Below are 18138 nucleotides of genomic sequence, written 5' to 3'. Positions count from 1 at the left end.
TAGGTCACTCCATTAAGGACTGCACATTCTGCAGGTGTGCAGTGTAGTTCGCTTGCGATACAGTCAGGTTCACAGAGGTGTTCTGGGGGGCGTCGATCGTAATCGATGCGTTGTTGTCGCCGTATGTGACTTTGGGATAAGAGTCAGCCGTGGCGGTGCTGTTGATGAGACCGTTCCTGACCGTGTTGTTAAAGATGTCAGCCCACATCTGGGCATAGGGCCGGCTTCTCGTATGGGCGGTCAGCGTAACATTGGTGAAGTTTTTGTTGGCTATCACATAGTCCGGAGGGTCGTTCAGCCAGGTCCTGACCATCACCGGCGAGGAGGTGCCGATCACTCCCTCCTCGGTCCCGATCATGTTGACCAGCATGAGGTTCACCTCTGGACTGGTGGTTGCATTGACGATCGAGATCGCCGGATAGGCCAGCACCGAGATGTCGGCATTGCCACTGGTGGCATTCTGGACCAGGAAGACCCCGCCGTCCTGGTAGGTGTAGGTCTGCTGGATCCAGTAGTTGTTCTGCGACTGGAACTCCAACCCCCGCAGGGATACATTGGCATAGTCACTGGTGCTGTTGGTGGTGATTGTTAAGGTCTCATGATATTCGGGAAGCCCGACCCTGGCCGACGAGCGGATCGGGGCGAGGATTGGAATGAACATCCGGGCTGGTGTCGTGCCGCTGCCGGTGGCCGGGTCGATCACCTGGGAGAGGGTCGTCCCGCCGGAGGTTATGTCGAACAGTTCTGTCTGGTTTGTATACAACCAGCTCAGAGCATCCATAGAACTGGCATCCTGAGAACGAGGGTAGTGGTAGGATGGAGATAAGGTGTCAGACGGTGAAGGAACATGCGGCGGACTGTTCATCCAGAGCGTGTCCACCTGGGTCTTGTAGTTGACGAACCAGTCCCGTACATCCCCCATCTTCTGGATCTCGTCCTCGCGCCCCTGGGCCGGCAGAACATACGTTATGTACAGCGAAATAGCAGCCATAACGAGCGCGAGTATCAGAACAAAGCCGACAACCTCTGATAACGCTTCATCATCCAGACCCGGGGACATTCTTCAGCAGTGTACCCTAAGCATTCACCAAATATATAATAGTTGAGTTATTGCTTTGCGGGTGAAAAAGCAGTACCGGGTGGCAGGGTTGAAGGAGGTTCTGCCCTGCTCAGGAGATGGTTGGATCATAGATGAGTTCGTAGGTATTACCGCTCCCGTCCTTGTTGATGATCGGCAGGGTATTTGTGTTTGAGATGATCTCAATGTTCGAGTCGGTCACCGGCAGCCCGTACCGTGAATCGTCCTTGTACCACCCGAGGATCGATTGGGTTCCCTGATAACCATCAGTATTGGCATTGACCTGGTGGAATTTTGTCACCTGCAGATTCTCGGTGAACGCGGCCCAGAGAGCAAACTTCGGGTTGTTCCTCGAGGTGCAGTTTTCGATGGTGATGTCGCTCGACCCTTTGATCACAAAGAACCCGGCCTTTTTGCTCCCGGTGTCCTTGCAGTTGATGAACTGGGAGTTGGTGCCGCCGTGGACATAGAACCCGGCGTTTTCGTTCCCGATTGAAGTACAGTTGGTCAGTGTAGTGTTCCGTGAGAGGTAGTAACCTGAGAGGAAGAATGCGCTCCCATAGGTCGACCGGCCGTTGTTGACCGAGGTGCAGTTGTCCAGCGTGACATTCTCTGACCTGGTCCGTGGCCCGATATCCTCTCCGTTATCGCCGTACCGGGCACCGGGCTCGAAGTGGAACCCTGACTCCCAGTTGTTGTCTGCAAAACAGTTGTAGACATGGCAGTCGATCAGATCCTGCCACTCGTGCAGGTCGAACCCGGTGATCCACTCAGAGCGGGATGCGTGGTCGGCAGTGACAGTATTACCGCTGTTGCCTGCCCAGGTATCACCCGCTTCCCCATATCCACAGTACGAGGCTCTGCAGTTTACAAATCTGGTGTTGCTGATGGCGTACGGTTGTCCGTTCCAGTTCTGGTTCATGTTCCAGCCGTGGGTGTTGCACTCGCGGGCTGTGCAGTTGTAGAACTCGACATTGTCGATGTTCTGGCCGTCAGCCCAGACAAAGAACATCCCGTTGATCGGGGCCTTGTTCGATGGTGGCTCGTTCGGGTCGGCAGGAGTATAGCCCAGTTCCCTGCTCGTCACGTTCACGTTCCGGATGCTGACACTGCTCGCGACGATCATCACACCTCCTGTGCCATAGAGGTTCAGTCCGTCGATGATCACGTTCGGGGCACTCACCTTGATATATCCGTCGCTGTACCCTCCGCTGTGCATCGGGACGAGGGCTCTGCCAGGGTTGTGTGCCATGAGGATCCGGTTACTCTGGATGCACCGGATCGGCCCTTCGCAGTCGTAGGTGCCGTCCACCAGTATCACTGTACCATAGTTGACCAGGGCGTCGTTGATCGTGTTGACATCGGTGAAATGAATCTTGTCCCCGGGCAGATTCTCGATGGTCGCATAATCCGAATTACTGCTTACCTCGTAGATGTAAGCCACCCCTTCTGCCGGGGTGAAGTTGACTTGCGGGCTCATATTTGCCGGCCAGGCGTACGCTCCGACAGGCTCATAATGGGTAACCTGCCTGACCGGGAGCGGCACGATCCCCTCGGAGGTTCCCGTACCGAAGAGGTGCTCGTACAGTGCCGAGAAGAACCCGAAGCCGGCCCCCTCGGTCCCGTCGTTTTTGGCCGATCTCACCGAGGTGATCGTGACGTTCCCGGAGCTGCCCATGTACTCGACCGTGACATTCTCGGTCAGGTTCGCATCGCTCCCCCGCAGGGTCAGCGAGTTCCCAACCGTCCATGCCGTGGTCTCAGCAGGGGAGGTATTATTGATGAAACTCTGACTCCAGGGCGTCTGGTTCAGGTAGACACGGTACTGGCCGGGGTTCAGCGCCTCCCCGCCGTTGTGGACCAGGGTCACGGTCCCGTTCTCGTCGGCCCCGATGACGATCTGCACCTTCGGCACCTGGTTTGGGATCGGCTGCGAAAAGATGGCCACCCCGACCATCACCCCGCCGGCGACGACGAGGGCGATCAGCAGTACGGCCCCGATGATCTCCGAGACCCCTGCGTCATGCTCGATCGAGCGGCCGGCCGGCACCGGTCTGCTCCGGTCACTGCCCGACATTCTGAAGGGTCACCCTGTATTCAGCCTGGGTCAGATCGAGGTACACATGATCATGTTCAGGGGGAATGAGAGAATTCAACCCCGAATTGACCGTCATGTTTGCAGTATAGGTTTTTTTCACCGGATCGGTGACGATCGATGGATTCAGCGAGAGCTGCTTGCCGGCGTTCCGGAAGACCCTGTCCCACAGCCTGGCCCCGGCCGAGGTGTTCATCACCGCCAGCACCGTCACATTGGTATACGGACCATTGGTGATGGTATCCCCGATATTCTCGGTCAGCCGGGTGTCCACCCTGAGAGGGCCGGTCCCACCGATCGACCCACGGCCTGATATATTGAGACCGGCGATGCTCACCTTGGGGATGGTATAACTGGCATCGGTCCCGTTCTCAACGATCGGGTAGACCGCGACCGCCGGGGCCGCGACGATCGAGCCTCCGTCCGACTGGTTCAGAAAGATCCCGCCCATCTGGTAGTAGTAGGTCTGCTGGATCCAGTAGACATTCTGCGACTGGTACGAGAGCGACCCCATCGGGATCGTGGCGAGCTCCTTCTGGGAGGTTGTATTATTATTATTTGTACTGGCCAGAATCCGCAGCGTCCCGTCCAGGTCCGTCTTCCCGGCCGACATCAGCGCCGGCGACCCCTGCGGCTTCATGAACGACAGAAAGACCCCGCCGGCCTGCGTATTCCCCCCTGCGGTCCCGAGGTCGAACGAGGTGCTGATCATCGTCCCGGCCAGCCGGTGATCGGTCAGGTTGGAGATCGAATTCATCCAGAGCGAGTCCAGCGTCCCCTTGTATTCCACGAAGAGATCCTTCACCTGGTTCATATGGACGATCTCGTCCTCGCGCCCCTCCGCTGGGACAACGTAGAGCAGGTACATCGTGGAAGCCACCACAATCAGCCCGAGGATCAGCACAAACCCGATGATCTCAGAGAGGCCGTCCTCGTCGCGCCCGGACAATGGCAATAGAAGAGAGTCCGTCTGGAAATTATATAAGACAATGCGAGAGGCACCCGGTTATAAACCTGCATCGTCGAACCGGCATCGTCCGGCTGCTCCCCGGTCCATGGCACGAAATATGGCCCCTGGACCCGGGCAGACAACGGAAGAGTATAGAGCTGAATGCATCCGATGATCACCGGATCCTGAGTAATTTGTTTGCAGCATCAGGAGAGGATCACCAAAAATTAGGGGTATCGATAAAGGAGGTTATCATGCGATGTACACCCCGAGCTCACTAGGTGCTGGTAGACAATAATCCCCAGTCACTGCAGAGAGTTGGTGAAGCTGGTATATCCATCTTCCTGATGGGGGCTGTCGGCAGGAAGATGAACCGGTCGGCACCCCTTGAAGAGGGACCCTGCTGCAAACCCCGCGCCCTTCAGGGGGTCAGCGTATACCGGTTCCCGTCCCCTTTCTGTGTGATCGCAGAGAGCGACCCCCCGCCCTCTGTTCTGATCTCAAAGCTCGAATGGGTCACCGGCTTCTGGTACTTCTTCTCGTCCCGGTACCATCCGAGCATCGCGAGCGTCCCCCGGGCCCCGCCCGGCGAGACCTGCGTGAACCCTTTGAGGGTCAGGTTATCCGTCGACGAGGCCCAGAGCGACCAGATCCTGGAGTGGTCGGCGGTGCAGTTCGAGAGCGTGATCCTGGACGACGACTTGATCACCTGCCAGCCGTACGTCGAGAGCTCGTCCCGGCACCCCTCGAAGGTCAGGTTCGAGCCGCCCTGCACAAAGAACCCTGCGTTCCGGTTGTGGACCGCCCGGCAGCTGGTCAGCACTGTATTCTTGTGCACATAGTATCCGGCCATGAAATAATGGGCAGGATTGGTGTTTCGGTAACCGTTGTTCTGCGAGAGACAGTTCTGGAGGACGACCCCGACCGTCCTGGTCGCCGGCCCGATCTCCTTGCCGGCGTCGTCGACCCGGTCGCCGGGCTCGAAGTGGAAGCCCGACTCCCAGTTGTTGTCGGCGATGCAGTTGATCACCTGGCAGTCGACCAGGTCGTTCATCTCCTGCAGGTCGAAACCTGTCGTCCACTCGGACCGGGAGTTGCCGGCCTCCCCGTAGCCGCAGAGGGCCGCATAGCAGAAGACGAACCGGGTGTTCTGGATCGCATGCGGCACCCGGTCGGCGAAGTTCTGGTTCATGTTGAACCCGTGGGTGGTGCAGTCGTAGGCCGTGCAGTTGTAGAACTCGATGTCCGAGAGGTCCTGGCGGTCGGCCCAGACAAAGAACATCCCGTTCCCTGCCGACCGGTACCGGACCCCATCGGTGCCGAGGGAGGTCGCATACACGTCCCGCACCCGGACATGACTGGCCGAGATCCTGATGAACCCCTGCCCCGCCAGGCTGAACCCGCGGAGGGTCACGTACGGTTTCGAGACGTCGATCGGCTGGTAACCGTCGGTGCTGTTCTTCACCTCGATGATCGTCTGGAAGGTCCCGGCCCCGGCCAGGACCGATCGGGTCGGGAGGACGATCCGCCCTGAGCAGTGGAAGGTGCCGTCCATCAGCTGCACCGAGGCGCCGGTGGCCAGCGCCTTATTGATCACCACCTGGTCGTCGGTGCCGGTGCACCGGAACTGGGCCTTTCCGGGATCCGCCGAGTTCGCGGCAGCCACCGTCACTGTCCCGGGGGCGGCCGTATCGAACCCGGCCGACGGGGTGGGTGAGGTCGGCGGGGTATAACTGTGCGGCGGCTCCTGCACCCCCTGCACCGTGGAGCCCGGTTGCGGGGGGAACGGCATCGACCAGGGGGCGCCAGGGGTGATCAGCACGAAATCCTCGGCATAGGCTGACTGGATGATCGTTCTGTGCGAGTCGGCCGTCACCAGCGAGACCCCCTGCACCGGGGCGGTTACCGGGATGATCATCGTCGACCCCGGCCCGAAGGTTCCGTTCTGCAACGGCGGAGCGTAGGTGACGTTCTTCGTCTGGTCGACCCCGTCGACGAGCACCAGGAACGACCGGTTCGAGAGAGCCGTCCCTCCGCTGTGGTACAGGTGGATCGAACCGGCATCGTATCCGGCCGTCAGGTTCAGCGGCGGCGTGGCCGGGGCCGGCGCCAGTCCCAGAAGGACGACGCCTGCCAGCACGGCCAGCAGCAGCATCACGGCCACGGCGACGAGGAAGGCCTTCGCCATCGGCGGGAGGGTGCCTGCTGCAGACCGCAGATCAGTGAGAATATCCTGGATCGAAGGCGTCATGGTGCTTCAGTTGCCCAGGGCAAGCCCCCAGGCACGTGAATATCTGTTGAGGGGCAGGGGATAAGAGGTTTCCTTGCGGCCGCAATGCATATCCTGATAATCCCCCATCTCCTTGAATATAACCAGTGGTGCTGATAGCCAGATGCTGAGCCAGGGTTGTGTCCTCTGTATGGAAGGGGCGAAGATGGTCCTGTTTGTGACAGGAGAGTGCGGCCGGTCCTGCTGGTACTGTCCGCTCTCTGCAGAGCGGAAAGGGACGGACCAGGTCTATGCCAACGAGCGGCCGGTCAGCAGCGATGACCAGGTGATCGCCGAGGCGACGATGATGAGCGCCCTCGGCACCGGGGTGACCGGCGGCGAACCGCTGCTGGTCCTCGACCGGGTGGTCCGGTATACGTCCCTCCTCAAGGAGACCTTCGGCCCGGAGCACCAGATCCACCTGTACACCGGGGTGGCCCCGACCGAGTCGGACCTGCAGGCGATGCGGGGGCTCGTCGACGAAATACGGCTCCACCCGCCGCAGGAGTGCTGGAAGGAGATCCTGACCACGCCGTTCTTCACCTCGGCGGTCAGGGCGAAGGAGCTCGGGTATGCAATCGGTGTCGAGGTGCCGGCGCTGCCAGGGCTCGAGGACCTGGCGGCCCTCCTCCCTTCCTTGGACTTCATGAACATCAACGAGCTGGAGTGGGGGGAGACCAACGCCGCCGGGATGCGGGACCGCGGCTTCGAGCTCGAGGACGACGTCCACAACGCGATCCTCGGCTCCGGGGACTGGGCGTCTGCCATCTGCGACGACGAGAAGGTCCACTGGTGCTCCTCCTCCTTCAAGGATTCGGTGCAGCTCCGTGAACGGCTCAAACGGATCGCCGTCAACACAGCCAGGGATATCGACGAGGTGACCCCCGACGGTACCGTCATCTACGGGGTCTGCGAGCCGAACGGCGACCCGGCCGGGGTCGAGTCCTGCTTTGAGGAGGGGACCTACCTCTGGTGCGGGGACCACTTCGAGGTGGTCTGGTGGATGCTTGCCGAGCTGGCCCCTGACCTCGATGGGAGGTGTTCGATCGTCGAGCGGTATCCCAACAGGGGCATGATCGTCGAGGTGACGCCGCTGTGAGCCTCCGGTCCCTGATCGAGCCGGTCTATGAACGGTATCTTCGCATGCAGTGCCGGAACATGCCCCGGCATATCGCCATCATTCAGGACGGCAACCGCCGGTTTGCCCGTCAAAAAGGGGTCGACACCGCGGTCGGTCACCGGGCCGGCGCCGATGCCACCGAGCAGATGCTCGAATGGGCCGGCGACCTCGGGGTGAAGCACATCACCCTGTACTCGTTCTCAACCGAGAACTTTCACCGGGACGCCGCCGAGGTGCAGGAGCTCTTCGACCTCTTCCGTGAGAAGTTCCTCTCGATGGTCAAGAACGAACGAGTCCACCGGCGACATATCAGGGTGCAGATGGTCGGGGACCGGACCCTGCTGCCCGCCGACCTGCTCGCTGCGATCGAACAGGCAGAGGCGTCGACGGCCGGGTATCATGATTTCTTTTTAAACATCGCCATCGCCTACGGCGGCAGGAACGAGATCGTCCAGGCCGCAAAGCGGCTCCTCGCCGAGGTGAACGCCGGCACCCTCACACCAGAGGAGATCACTCCTGCGATGGTGGAGAACCATCTCTATGAAGGGAACCCCCTCCCGCCGGTGGACCTGATCATCCGGACCGGCAACGAGTACCGGACCTCGAACTTCCTCCCCTGGCTGGCCAACGGGAACGAGTGTGCGGTCTACTTCTGCGCACCGTACTGGCCGCTCTTTCGAAAGATCGATCTCCTCAGGGCGATCCGGGTTTACCAGCAGCGAAACGAACCGATGGGTGTGGCGTGAATGGGCAGGACAGCGTTATTTATCTGGGTGTGGGGAGATATCAGTAGCTTATGATGTACTGCCATAACTGTGGTGCGCGGATCGCAGGCAGTGAGGACAAGTACTGTACGACCTGTGGGGCACAGCTGCATGCCTCACCGAACCCGTCAGCGGACTCCCGGGTTCCGCCCTCGGTATCGCCCTCTCCGGAGCCGGCGACCACCACCAGGGACGGGTTCTTTGGCGGTCTGCATGCACGTGCCAGGGGTGCCGGAGAGGTGGAGGCCCCCCCGGTGCCGGCGAAGGAGACGAACGACCATCCCTCCACGCCGCCTCAGCCTGCAGTCAGGTCTCCCCTCCCGATCGACGAGCTCAGGACACGCCAGGAAGGCGGCCGCCCGGCGACCCGGTCCGTGCAGTCCAGGCCCCTGCCGGTGGATGAACAGCGGCAGCGGCTGACCGAGGAGGAGGAGCGGCGAAATGCCCGCCACCTCGAACAGGCCCGGCGGAGTACTCCGACCCCGGTCAGGGCCGAGCCCCCGAAACCACGCCTCCGTGAGGCGAAGGGCTGGGTTCCCTGGCCTGAGACGGTCCCTGAGACAGAGAAGGTCTCCTCGGCTGAGCGGCTGAACCGGATGGTTCCCGGGGCCCTCCAGCAGAAGGATCCCGAGGTCGCACCCGATAAGAAGGTCGAGAGAGAACCGCCGGTGGCCGAGCGTCATGGTGACGGGGGCGCAGAACGACGTGCACCGACACCGCCGCCGGCACCGTCGTCACCACCGGTCAGGGCGGCGACGGTGCCGCCTTCTCCGACCCCCGCGGCTCAGGTAGAGGATCCGATCATCCCCTGGGTCACCCCCCTCCCGATCAGCACCCCCGAACCGGTGAAGAAGGTGCCGCTGTACGAGGTCCCGCAGCGCCCGCCGGCCCCGCCCAGGCACCCGTCCCGCCCCAAAAAAGGAAAGTTCCGGGGATCCGGCCTCTTCGAAGGGGACGGTCGGGGGATCAAGCCGTCCTGGATCCTTGCGATCGCCGGGCTGATCGTGCTGACCCTGGTGATCTTCACGATCTTCCCGGTGCAGGACGCTGCCGCCGACCAGGGGCGGCACATGAAGATCAACCCGCTGACCGGAGGGATCGTCAACTCCACGCCGAGCCCGACCACCCCGGTCGGCGCCGACAGCACGGACCTGATGGTCACGATCAATTATAAGGGAGCCTGGTCCGGGAAGATCGTCTCAAGCGGCTCCATATACCGTGAGATCCCGATCAACGGCGTTGGGATCAAGCAGATCCCGGTGAACCAGCAGAGCGGAATCGTGAGCGTACAGGCCCAGAAGAAGGACGACTCCCGGGAATCGCTGATCGTCAGGATCACCCGGGGCTCGACTCTTCTCAAGGAGGGCTCGACCGTCGATCCCTCCGGCAGCCTGACCGTCTCCGCCTCGCTGAGCTGAACGGTCGCCGGGGGATCGCCCCTCTCGTATTTTTTTAAAAAGAGAATCCTTTTTTTCGGCCAATCAGGCCCCGAACCGGCGCACCCTGGACTGGTAGTCCCGGAGAGCCCGGAGAAAGTCCACCTTTCTGAGGAACTTCCAGTTCACATCAGAGAAGAAGAGCTCGGAGTAGACCGACTGCCAGATCAGAAAGTCGGTCAGGTGGTCCCCGCCGGTCTTGATCATCAGGTCGGGGGTATACCGGAAGGTCAGGTAGCGTTCAAAGACCGACTCGTCCACGGCATCTGGGGAGAGGTGCTCCTCGGCCATCGCTCGGATGCAGGCCGTGATCTCCTCCCTCCCGCTCTTGCCGACCGCGACCGTCACCGCGATCCCCTTCCCGCTCACCTCCTCGTGCTCCCCGCAGTGGAGGGTCAGGGTGGCGATCGAACTGATCCGCCGGATCGCCGGCAGCAACGGGACCATCGCCGAGGCGTCCTTTGTTGAGATATGGAAGATCACCCCCTTGATCCCCATCTCGACCGACCAGGCCACGCAGTCGTAGAGCTTGTCCGGGGCCTCGCGGATGTCCTGCTCATCGATCATGATGCAGATCTGGTTCGGGAGGACCGTGATCTGCCGGGCCAGCAGCCGGGCGTATAACCAGTAGATCATGCGGCCCACTCCAGAAGAGACGACAGGTCCCTGGTGTTCAGCAGATCGGCCGGCCGGCACCACCCGCGGCGGGCCACCTGGATTCCATAGGGCATGTTCCCCAGTTCGGCCTGCATATGGGCATCGGTGCCGAGCGAGATGGCGACCCCCCGGTCGCGGGCCTTTCTGACCCCGGTATCGTCCAGGTCCAGCCGGGACGGAGAGGCGTTGATCTCCAGGGCCGTCCTGTGGACGGCGGCGGCCTCGATCACCCGGTCCAGGTCGACTGCGTACGGGTCCCGCCGCCCGAGAACCCGGCCGGTCGGGTGACCGATGATGTCCACGTGCTCGTTCTCGATCGCACTCAGGATCCTTCTTGTCATCACGTCCTCCTCCTGGTGAAACCCTGAATGGACCGAGGCGATCACCAGGTCCAGGTCCTGCAGCGTCTTGTCCGGAAGGCCGAGCGACCCGTTGGAGAGGATGTCCACCTCGATCCCGGCCAGCACCCGGCAGGACGAGGAGCGGTTCACCACCTCGATCTCGTGCTGCTGTTTCTGGACCTCTGCTGCAGAGAGGCCGTGGGCCACTCCGAGCGAGGCCGAGTGGTCCGAACAGATGATGTACTGGTACCCGAGCGCCTCCCCGGCGCCGGCCAGCTCCTGGATCGTCATCGAGCCGTCGGACCAGCGGGAGTGGACGTGCAGGTCTCCCCTGAGGTCTGCTGGTGTCACGAGGGCGGGCAGCGTGTGTTCAAGGGCGGCCTCCACCTCCCCGTGATCCTCCCTCAGTTCCGGCGGGACCGGGTCCATCCCGAACATCGAGAAGACCTCCTCCTCGGTCGCGGCCGTCCTGAGCGAACCGGTCGTCCGCTCCTCGATCCCGTACTCGTTCAGCCGCCAGCCGGCAGAGAGAGCGATCTCCCGGAGCCTGATATTGAAGTCCTTCGACCCGGTCAGGTACATCAGCATCGTGCCGTACTGGTCGGGGCTGCAGAACCTGATATCGACCCGCTGTCCCATGAACCGGATCGACGTCCGTTTTTCGCCGAGATCGATCACCTCGTCCGCCCGGACGACCAGCCGCGGGTTCACCACAGCCGGCGCCTCGGTGGAGACGATGTCGAGGTCGCCGATGGTGGACCTCCCCCGCCGGAACGACCCGGCGACCGTATAGGTCCCATCGGTCAGCAGGGCCGCCACCCCTGCGAGGACCGCTTCGGCCTGGACCCTGGTCATCCGTCCGGTCGACCGGCGGTGGCGTGCGATCGCCTTCAGCAACTCCTCCTCCTTCTTCGCCCCGAAGCCCTTCAGGGTGCTGACCCGGTGGGCCTGGGCGGCCTGCTCCAGGTCCTCGATCGTCGAGACTCCGAGTTCATGCCAGAGCCGGTGAACGGTCTTCGGACCCACCTGGTCCAGTTCGAGGAGGGCGATCACCGAGGCTGGGATCGACTGCTGCAGTTCGAGGAGGAGGCTGCTCTCTCTGCCGGCGCAGAGTTCTCCGACCTGGGCCGCGAGGTGCGGTCCGATCCCCGGGACCGCCAGCAACCGATCGGACGGCATGCCGCAGATCGGCTCCTCCCTCCCCTCGATCGCCATCGCAGCCCGCTGGAATGCCCTGACCCGGAACGGGTCCTCTCCTCTGATCAGAAGGAGCTGGCTGATAAACCTGAATGTATCGGCCACCTGCCTGTTGGTACACCCCATATATAACTAACGTACTCGGTCTTCCAACCATAAGAGTATTCCCGGCAGGCCGGGCCGGCCAGGTCGACCGACAGGTTCGAGAACCAAATCCATAACCGTTCCGGGGGCATACCCCACTGTACATGGAGAGGAGCTGCGATGAGGACCTGCTCGAGGCGGTGCTCTGTCTGGGGGCCGGTGGCGGTGCAGACGTGGGTCCGCTGGCCTCCCGCCTCCACCTCCCCCCCGAGGATCTCCTCCTGCTGATTGGGGACGCGGTCGGGGCCGGAACCCTGACCCGGTCGGGGAGCACGGTCGACCTGACCGAAAAGGGGCGGGAGATCGCCGTCCGGATCGACCGCCGGCACCGGACGTTGCAGTGTTTTCTGACCGAGATGCTCGGGATGGACCCTTCCTCAGCCTCGGATGAGGCCTGCCAGCTCGAGCACCGGGTCTCGGACGAGACGATCTCGCGGCTCGGCACCTACATGGCCCGGCCCGGCGGAAATCCCGAGTGCCCGAGGCGGCATCACGGCCAGCGGTCGGGAGTCCGGACCCTGCAGACCTTCGACGAAGGAACGGTCCTCAGGGTCAGCACGATCCGGCAGTGGGGCCATTACACCCGGCTGCTCGACCTCGGGATCCTCCCGGGTGAGGAGATCAGTATCCGGAGGAGACTGGGCAACGGGGCCGTCGTCGTCAGGGTGAAGGGCTGCGACATCGCCCTCAGCCCTGAGATTGCGGCCTCGATCTCGGTGGAGCAGGTCAGATGAAGGCCGCCCTGATCGGAAACCCGGGAGTCGGCAAGTCGCTGATCTTCATGCAGTTGACCGGGCTCGGGGTCGAGGTCGGGAACATGCCCGGTTCGTCGATCGAACTGATGTCCGGCACCGTCTGTGTAAACCGGGATCAGAAGGAGTGGCTGGACCTCGTCGACATGCCGGGTCTCTACTCCCTCGACGGGCAGGGGGAGAAGGAGGTGCTGGTCAGGCGGGTGCTCGAAGAGCCTGAGGTCGACGCCCTGATCGTGGTGCTGGACGCCACCCGGTTCGAGCGGAACCTGTACCTGCTGCTGCAGATCGCCGAGTACCGGATCCCGATGATCGTCGTCGTCAACCTGACCGACGAGGCGATCAAGGAGGGGGTCTCGATCGACCCCGACGCCCTCTCGGCGCTCCTCGGTGTCCCGGTGATCCGGGCCGCCGCCGCCCTCGGGACCGGGATCGACCAGATCGTCCCGGCGGTGATGCGATCGGCGAAGGTGTCGGCGATCGAGGTCCCGTACGATCACCAGATCGAGGCGGCCCTCCGCTCGTTCCAGAAGACGATGGGGATCGGACGGCGCGTGGGGCTGCAGGCGATGCAGGGGATCAGTCCGGACCCCGAGATGCTCGAGGTGACCGCAATGGTGGCCGAGGAGATCGAGAACCGGCACCGGATGTCGGTGAACCAGATCATCGCGACCAACCGGCACAACTATGCCCATACCCTCGCCGGGCAGGTCCTCTCCACCGGCGCCCATCACAACCGGTTCGACCTGGACCGGATCCTGACCCGGCAGTTCCCGGGGATCCCGATCCTGATCGGGGTGATCCTCTCGATGCTGCTGATCGTCTTCGCGGTCGGCTCCCGCCTCGAGGACCTGATCGTCTGGGGGTTCACGACCTACCTGATGACCCCGATCCAGGCCCTCCCCCTCTCGCCCCTCGTCGAACAGCTGGCCTACTCGGTGGTGCTGGCCCTCGAATCGGGGTTCGGGATCGCCTTCCCCTACATCTTCACCTTCTACATCCTCCTCTCGGTCCTGGAGGACTCGGGATACATGACCCGGGCCGCCTTCCTCGCCGACCGTGCGATGCACCGGCTCGGCATGCACGGCGAGGCGATCATCCCGCTGGTCCTCGGCTTCGGCTGCAATGTCCCGGCGGTGATGGGGACCAGGCTCCTCTCGTCGCGGAGGGAACGGATCATCGCGGCCTTTCTGATCACGATGGTCCCCTGCTCTGCACGCACCGTCGTCATCTCAGGGATCGTCGCCAAGTTCGTCGGCGTTCTGCCGGCGCTGAGCATCTACCTGATCGTGCTGGTGCTGATCCTGCTCACCGGGGTGATCCTCTCCCGAGTCACCCCCGGACCGCAGTACGGCATGATCCTGGAGATGACCCCCCTCCGCCGGCCCAAGGCCGGCATGGTGCTGCGCAAGTCTTGGATGAGGATCCAGGAGTTCCTGGTGATCGCGATGCCGCTGCTGCTGATATCCTCGGTGATCCTCGGACTGCTCGGTTTCTACGGGGTGATCGCTGCGTTCCAGCAGGCAGCCGTCCCGATCTCCGAGGGGCTGCTCGGCCTCCCGAGCTACGCCTCGACGGCCCTCCTCTTCGGGATCCTCCGGAAGGAGATGGCCTTTGAGACCCTGGCCGTGCTGGCCGGGACCACCGACCTGATCACGGTGATGACCCGGACGCAGCTCTATGTCTTTGCCCTGGTCTCGACCCTCTTCGTCCCCTGCATCTCCACCATCGCGGTGCTGAACCGGGAGCTCGGGGTGAAGGTGGCCGCGCTGATCACCGCCTACACCGTGCTGCTCGGCCTCGGGATCGGAGCACTTATACATCTGCTGATGGCATGATCCAGTACTTACAATGTATACGTTCCGGACAGGCATCCCGATGATCGATGAAGGGGCCGGCGGCCTCCCCCAGGGGTCCAACCTGCTGATCCTCGGCCCCCCTTTGACAGAACTGGCCAGGATCGGGTACACGATCGCCTGTCCGCGCCCTGGCGACTACACGCTGCTGGTCACCACCGACGACGACTACCTGGAGGCCCTGACTGCGTTCCGCTCGCTCGGGGCGGATCGGGCTGCGATCGGGCTGATCGACACGGTCACCCGGATCTCCAACCCGAACATCGCCGAGGCCGACAAGCTGAAGTTCACGGCCAGCCCGACCGACCTGACCTCGCTCGGGATCAAGTTCGGAAAGATGGTCGAGGCGATCTTCGCCGGGCAGTTCCCTGATTATGATGCAGGCCTCTTTCCGCCGCCGGTCAGGGTGATGCTCAACTCGATCTCGACGCTGCTGATGTACCGGAAGCTGGAGGAGACCTACCAGTTCCTGCATATGCTGACGACCAGGGTGAAGAAGATGGAGGGGCTCGGGCTCTATACCCTCACCTCGACCTCGTTTGATGCGCGGACCATCTCGGTGATCACGCAGCTGATGACCCACACGCTCGAGGTGAAACGGGAGGATGATATGATGTCGATGCGCATTGTTGGACGGGGGATCGGGCAGAGTGCCTGGGTCAGGTACCACTATCAGGACGAAACGATCACCTTTCCGGAGGTGGACTGAATGCTGACTTTTGTGGGGCTCGGCCTCTATGATGCCGGCGATATCTCGGTGAAAGGGCTGGCGGCCGTCAGGGAGAGCGATGCGGTCTTTCTGGAGTATTACACCTCCCGACTGATGGGGACGACGGTGGAGGAACTGGCCAGGGTCTACGGGAAGGAGGTGACCGTCCTCGGCCGGGCCGATGTCGAGCAGCACCCCGACCCGATCCTGGACGCTGCCGCCGCCGGGGAGGCGGTGGTGCTGACCGGCGGGGACCCGATGGTCTCGACCACCCATATGGATCTCCGCCTTCGGGCGGCCGCCCGCGGGATCCCGACCGGGATCATCCATGGGGCCTCGATTCAGACCGCGGTCTGCGGGCTGACCGGGCTGCAGAACTACCGGTTCGGCAAGTCCTGCTCGGTCCCGTTCCCGCACAAGAACTGGTTCCCGATGACCCCGTACGAGGTGATCCGGCAGAACCTGGCCGCCGACCTCCACACCCTGGTCTACCTGGACATTCAGCAGGACCGGTACATGCAGGTGGGGGAGGCGATCGACCTGCTCGAGGAGATGGCCGTCCGGCTGGGCGGCTCGATCGCCACGTATATCGGCGTCGCCCGGGCCGGCTCCATCTCTCCGGTGGTCCGGGCGGGGACGGCCGATCGCCTGCGCGGCGTCGACTTCGGCGGGCCGCTCCATGTGCTGATCGTGCCGGCCACCCTCCACCCGGTCGAGCAGGAGTACCTCGAGGTCTTCGCCGGGCTTTCGGTATGAGGATCGCCGACGGGCTCGCCGCCCTCAGCACCGGCCTGGAAGGAGCGGTGCCGTCGGCCCCTGAGAGGACTCCGCTCTGGCTGCTCGGCGGGGAAGTGATCGAGATGGCCCGGTCGTACGACGGGGACGGGACCTCGTTCCTGCTGCACCGAGACCCGGTGAACGCCCTCGCCTCCGCCGCCTACGGGGCCGGCTGGCTGGACGCCGGGGGGGCGCTCGGGCTGGTCAGGGTCCGGGCCCCAGTCGGACTGCTGCTGATGGCAGGGTCGGTCAGCGACGACCAGCACGGGCGGCTGGAGGAGAAGGCGGGCCGGTACATCCGGATGCTGGCCGGCGCCCTCGGCTCGATCGAGGTCGCCCCCGACACCGGTTCCTCCCTCCACCCGGTGGCCCGGAGGATCGAGGCGGTCGCCACTCTCTTCTGTCGCGAGGCGGTGCTGCGCCGGGGATCGCTCGAAGAGAGCCTGAGCTGCTCGAGTTACGGGTACGGCTGGCTCGACTGCGGGGCCAGGGCCGGCCTCTTTCGGGTGGTTGCGGCCAGACATCTTTTCACGCTCTAAGACGGGGTACACCCCGAAGGTGCCCGGACCACAGAGGGCTTATGCCCGGCACCGTCAATACTACTACTATGAAGTGTATCATCCTTGCAGGGGGTTCAGGGACCCGGCTCTGGCCGCTATCAAGGGTCCAGTTCCCGAAGCAGTTCCTGAAGATCGGTGACCATTCGCTCTTTCAGGCCACCTGGCTGCGGGCCCGGAAACTGGCGTCGGCGGACGAGATCTACGTGGTGACCAACGAGGCCCACCAGTACCTGGTCAACAACCAGCTCGAGGAGGTCGGGGCCGCCATCGATCAGACTCACCTGCTCAGGGAGCCCTGCGGCAGGAACACGCTGCCGGCGATCGCCTGGGCGATGGCGACGATCAGGGCTGAATGCGGCGACGCCGTCGCCGTCGTCTTCCCGAGCGATCACCACCTGAGCGAGGCGGCCCTGCACGAGATCGAGGGGGCCGTCCCGCTGGCCGACGATCACCTGGTCACCTTCGGAGTGATGCCGGACTGCCCGCACACCGGGTACGGGTACATCCGCCCCGGCGCCAGGCTGGTCTGCGGGTCGGCGGTCGATGCGTTCAAGGAGAAGCCCGATAAGGAGACGGCCGAGAGTTACTGCAAGGCCGGGTACCTCTGGAACTCGGGGATGTTTCTCCTTCGGACCACGGTCTTCTTCGAGGAGCTCGAGCGCTACCAGCCGGCGATGGCCGCGGCCTTTGCAGCCGGGACGCCCGAGGAGTACGCCGCCCTCCAGAACCTCTCGATCGACTACGGCCTGCTCGAGGTCTCCGAGCGGGTCGCCGTCGTTCCGCTCGACTGTGACTGGTCGGACATGGGGGACTTCAAGGCCCTGTACGAGCATGCGGCCCATGACTCGGCAGGGAATGCCGGGAAGGCGGAGTACATCGATGCGACCGGCAACTATGTGCATGCCAAGGGAAAGGCGATCGGCCTGATCGGGGTGAACAACCTGGCGATCGTCGACACCGGGGACGCGCTGCTCGTCTGCGCCAAGGACCAGACCGACAAGGTCCGGGACCTGGTGACCCGGTTCAAGGGACAGAATAACGCGATCACCGAGCATCACCTCGAGGAGCACCGCCCCTGGGGATCGTACAAGGTGCTCGAGACCGGGCCGTTCTACAAGATCAAGCGGGTCACGGTCAGCCCGGGCAAGTGGCTCTCGCTCCAGCTCCACTGCCACCGGTCCGAGCACTGGATCGTCGTCAGCGGGATGGCCGAGGTGCGTCTGAACGGGGACACCCAGTTCCTCTGCCAGGGGCAGTCCACCTTCGTCACCACCGGCTGCCGTCACCGGCTCGGCAACCCGGGGAGGATCCCGCTCGAGGTGATCGAGGTCCAGATCGGCGAGTACCTCGAAGAGGACGACATCGTCCGGTTCGAGGACCAGTACGGTCGGGCCTAGACGAGCGGAATAATAACCGGAAAGCACACTTTTTTTA

General features: G+C 63.1%; 15 protein-coding genes. 9 read left to right on the top strand and 6 right to left on the bottom strand.

What is annotated here, in order from left to right; genetic code table 11:
• Positions 1–4: 4 nt before the first annotated feature.
• From ACFKSJ_RS08895 to ACFKSJ_RS08880, 4 genes are all read right to left on the bottom strand, one after another.
• On the bottom strand, positions 5–1060 hold the full coding sequence (locus tag ACFKSJ_RS08895) for a hypothetical protein (RefSeq protein WP_440949443.1): 1056 nt from the start codon (positions 1058–1060) through the stop codon (positions 5–7).
• Positions 1061–1169: 109 nt separating this feature from the next.
• Positions 1170–3155, bottom strand: coding sequence for a right-handed parallel beta-helix repeat-containing protein (locus tag ACFKSJ_RS08890; RefSeq protein WP_440949442.1), 1986 nt, complete (start codon positions 3153–3155; stop codon positions 1170–1172).
• A complete protein-coding gene (locus tag ACFKSJ_RS08885; RefSeq protein ID WP_440949441.1) occupies positions 3142–4128 on the bottom strand; it encodes a hypothetical protein in 987 nt (328 codons plus the stop codon). The genes ACFKSJ_RS08890 and ACFKSJ_RS08885 overlap by 14 nt, the downstream gene beginning before the upstream one ends.
• A 415-nt stretch (positions 4129–4543) precedes the next feature.
• Entirely contained in the window at positions 4544–6373 is a 1830-nt protein-coding gene (locus ACFKSJ_RS08880; protein ID WP_440949440.1) for a right-handed parallel beta-helix repeat-containing protein, read from the bottom strand.
• 142 nt (positions 6374–6515) lie between these two features.
• Here ACFKSJ_RS08880 and ACFKSJ_RS08875 point away from each other — a divergent pair, with 142 nt between their 5' ends.
• From ACFKSJ_RS08875 to ACFKSJ_RS08865, 3 genes are read left to right on the top strand one after another with little or no spacing between them, the layout of a single operon-like run.
• Complete coding sequence (locus ACFKSJ_RS08875) at positions 6516–7490, top strand: radical SAM protein (protein ID WP_440949439.1); 975 nt, start codon at positions 6516–6518, stop codon at positions 7488–7490.
• Positions 7487–8257, top strand: coding sequence for a polyprenyl diphosphate synthase (uppS, locus tag ACFKSJ_RS08870; RefSeq protein ID WP_440949438.1), 771 nt, complete (start codon positions 7487–7489; stop codon positions 8255–8257). The genes ACFKSJ_RS08875 and uppS overlap by 4 nt, the downstream gene beginning before the upstream one ends.
• Before the next feature lie 50 nt (positions 8258–8307).
• Positions 8308–9693 (top strand): hypothetical protein, encoded by a 1386-nt coding sequence (locus ACFKSJ_RS08865; protein WP_440949437.1) that lies wholly within the window; start codon positions 8308–8310, stop codon positions 9691–9693.
• A gap of 63 nt (positions 9694–9756) precedes the next feature.
• Here ACFKSJ_RS08865 and ACFKSJ_RS08860 read toward each other — a convergent pair whose 3' ends face one another.
• Together ACFKSJ_RS08860 and polX are read right to left on the bottom strand one after the other, a co-directional pair.
• Complete coding sequence (locus ACFKSJ_RS08860; RefSeq protein ID WP_440949436.1) at positions 9757–10347, bottom strand: undecaprenyl diphosphate synthase family protein; 591 nt, start codon at positions 10345–10347, stop codon at positions 9757–9759.
• On the bottom strand, positions 10344–12032 hold the full coding sequence (gene polX / locus ACFKSJ_RS08855) for a DNA polymerase/3'-5' exonuclease PolX (RefSeq protein WP_440949435.1): 1689 nt from the start codon (positions 12030–12032) through the stop codon (positions 10344–10346). The genes ACFKSJ_RS08860 and polX overlap by 4 nt, the downstream gene beginning before the upstream one ends.
• A gap of 122 nt (positions 12033–12154) precedes the next feature.
• On the opposite strand from polX, the gene ACFKSJ_RS08850 reads away from it, so the two are divergent.
• The 6 genes from ACFKSJ_RS08850 to ACFKSJ_RS08825 all read left to right on the top strand — a co-directional run bounded on the left by ACFKSJ_RS08850 (position 12155) and on the right by ACFKSJ_RS08825 (position 18101).
• Entirely contained in the window at positions 12155–12784 is a 630-nt protein-coding gene (locus tag ACFKSJ_RS08850; RefSeq protein ID WP_440949434.1) for a metal-dependent transcriptional regulator, read from the top strand.
• Complete coding sequence (feoB, locus tag ACFKSJ_RS08845) at positions 12781–14640, top strand: ferrous iron transport protein B (RefSeq protein ID WP_440949433.1); 1860 nt, start codon at positions 12781–12783, stop codon at positions 14638–14640. Before ACFKSJ_RS08850 ends, feoB begins: the two co-directional genes overlap by 4 nt.
• Positions 14641–14653: 13 nt before the next feature.
• Complete coding sequence (locus tag ACFKSJ_RS08840) at positions 14654–15367, top strand: RAD55 family ATPase (protein ID WP_440949432.1); 714 nt, start codon at positions 14654–14656, stop codon at positions 15365–15367.
• Complete coding sequence (gene dph5, locus ACFKSJ_RS08835; RefSeq protein WP_440949431.1) at positions 15368–16123, top strand: diphthine synthase; 756 nt, start codon at positions 15368–15370, stop codon at positions 16121–16123. It abuts the gene before it with no gap.
• Complete coding sequence (locus tag ACFKSJ_RS08830) at positions 16120–16683, top strand: DUF357 domain-containing protein (RefSeq protein WP_440949430.1); 564 nt, start codon at positions 16120–16122, stop codon at positions 16681–16683. Before dph5 ends, ACFKSJ_RS08830 begins: the two co-directional genes overlap by 4 nt.
• Before the next feature lie 68 nt (positions 16684–16751).
• Complete coding sequence (locus ACFKSJ_RS08825) at positions 16752–18101, top strand: mannose-1-phosphate guanylyltransferase/mannose-6-phosphate isomerase (protein WP_440949429.1); 1350 nt, start codon at positions 16752–16754, stop codon at positions 18099–18101.
• Positions 18102–18138 lie beyond the last annotated feature (37 nt).

Origin of the sequence: Methanosphaerula subterraneus, from assembly GCF_052055875.1 — an archaeon.
Lineage (GTDB): Archaea > Halobacteriota > Methanomicrobia > Methanomicrobiales > Methanospirillaceae > Methanosphaerula > Methanosphaerula subterraneus.
This window is presented reverse-complemented; position numbering and strand designations above follow the sequence as displayed.

What these genes read in the sequence shown, in the direction of transcription:
- ACFKSJ_RS08865 (WP_440949437.1), top strand. Translation starts at nt 8,308, where the DNA reads ATGATGTACTGCCATAACTGTGGTGCGCGGATCGCAGGCAGTGAGGAC.
- ACFKSJ_RS08825 (WP_440949429.1), top strand. Translation starts at nt 16,752, where the DNA reads ATGAAGTGTATCATCCTTGCAGGGGGTTCAGGGACCCGGCTCTGGCCG.
- ACFKSJ_RS08875 (WP_440949439.1), top strand. Translation starts at nt 6,516, where the DNA reads ATGCTGAGCCAGGGTTGTGTCCTCTGTATGGAAGGGGCGAAGATGGTC.
- polX (WP_440949435.1), bottom strand. Translation starts at nt 12,032, where the DNA reads ATGGGGTGTACCAACAGGCAGGTGGCCGATACATTCAGGTTTATCAGC.
- ACFKSJ_RS08830 (WP_440949430.1), top strand. Translation starts at nt 16,120, where the DNA reads ATGAGGATCGCCGACGGGCTCGCCGCCCTCAGCACCGGCCTGGAAGGA.
- ACFKSJ_RS08850 (WP_440949434.1), top strand. Translation starts at nt 12,155, where the DNA reads ATGGAGAGGAGCTGCGATGAGGACCTGCTCGAGGCGGTGCTCTGTCTG.
- ACFKSJ_RS08860 (WP_440949436.1), bottom strand. Translation starts at nt 10,347, where the DNA reads ATGATCTACTGGTTATACGCCCGGCTGCTGGCCCGGCAGATCACGGTC.
- feoB (WP_440949433.1), top strand. Translation starts at nt 12,781, where the DNA reads ATGAAGGCCGCCCTGATCGGAAACCCGGGAGTCGGCAAGTCGCTGATC.
- ACFKSJ_RS08880 (WP_440949440.1), bottom strand. Translation starts at nt 6,373, where the DNA reads ATGACGCCTTCGATCCAGGATATTCTCACTGATCTGCGGTCTGCAGCA.
- ACFKSJ_RS08895 (WP_440949443.1), bottom strand. Translation starts at nt 1,060, where the DNA reads ATGTCCCCGGGTCTGGATGATGAAGCGTTATCAGAGGTTGTCGGCTTT.
- ACFKSJ_RS08890 (WP_440949442.1), bottom strand. Translation starts at nt 3,155, where the DNA reads ATGTCGGGCAGTGACCGGAGCAGACCGGTGCCGGCCGGCCGCTCGATC.
- dph5 (WP_440949431.1), top strand. Translation starts at nt 15,368, where the DNA reads ATGCTGACTTTTGTGGGGCTCGGCCTCTATGATGCCGGCGATATCTCG.
- ACFKSJ_RS08840 (WP_440949432.1), top strand. Translation starts at nt 14,654, where the DNA reads ATGTATACGTTCCGGACAGGCATCCCGATGATCGATGAAGGGGCCGGC.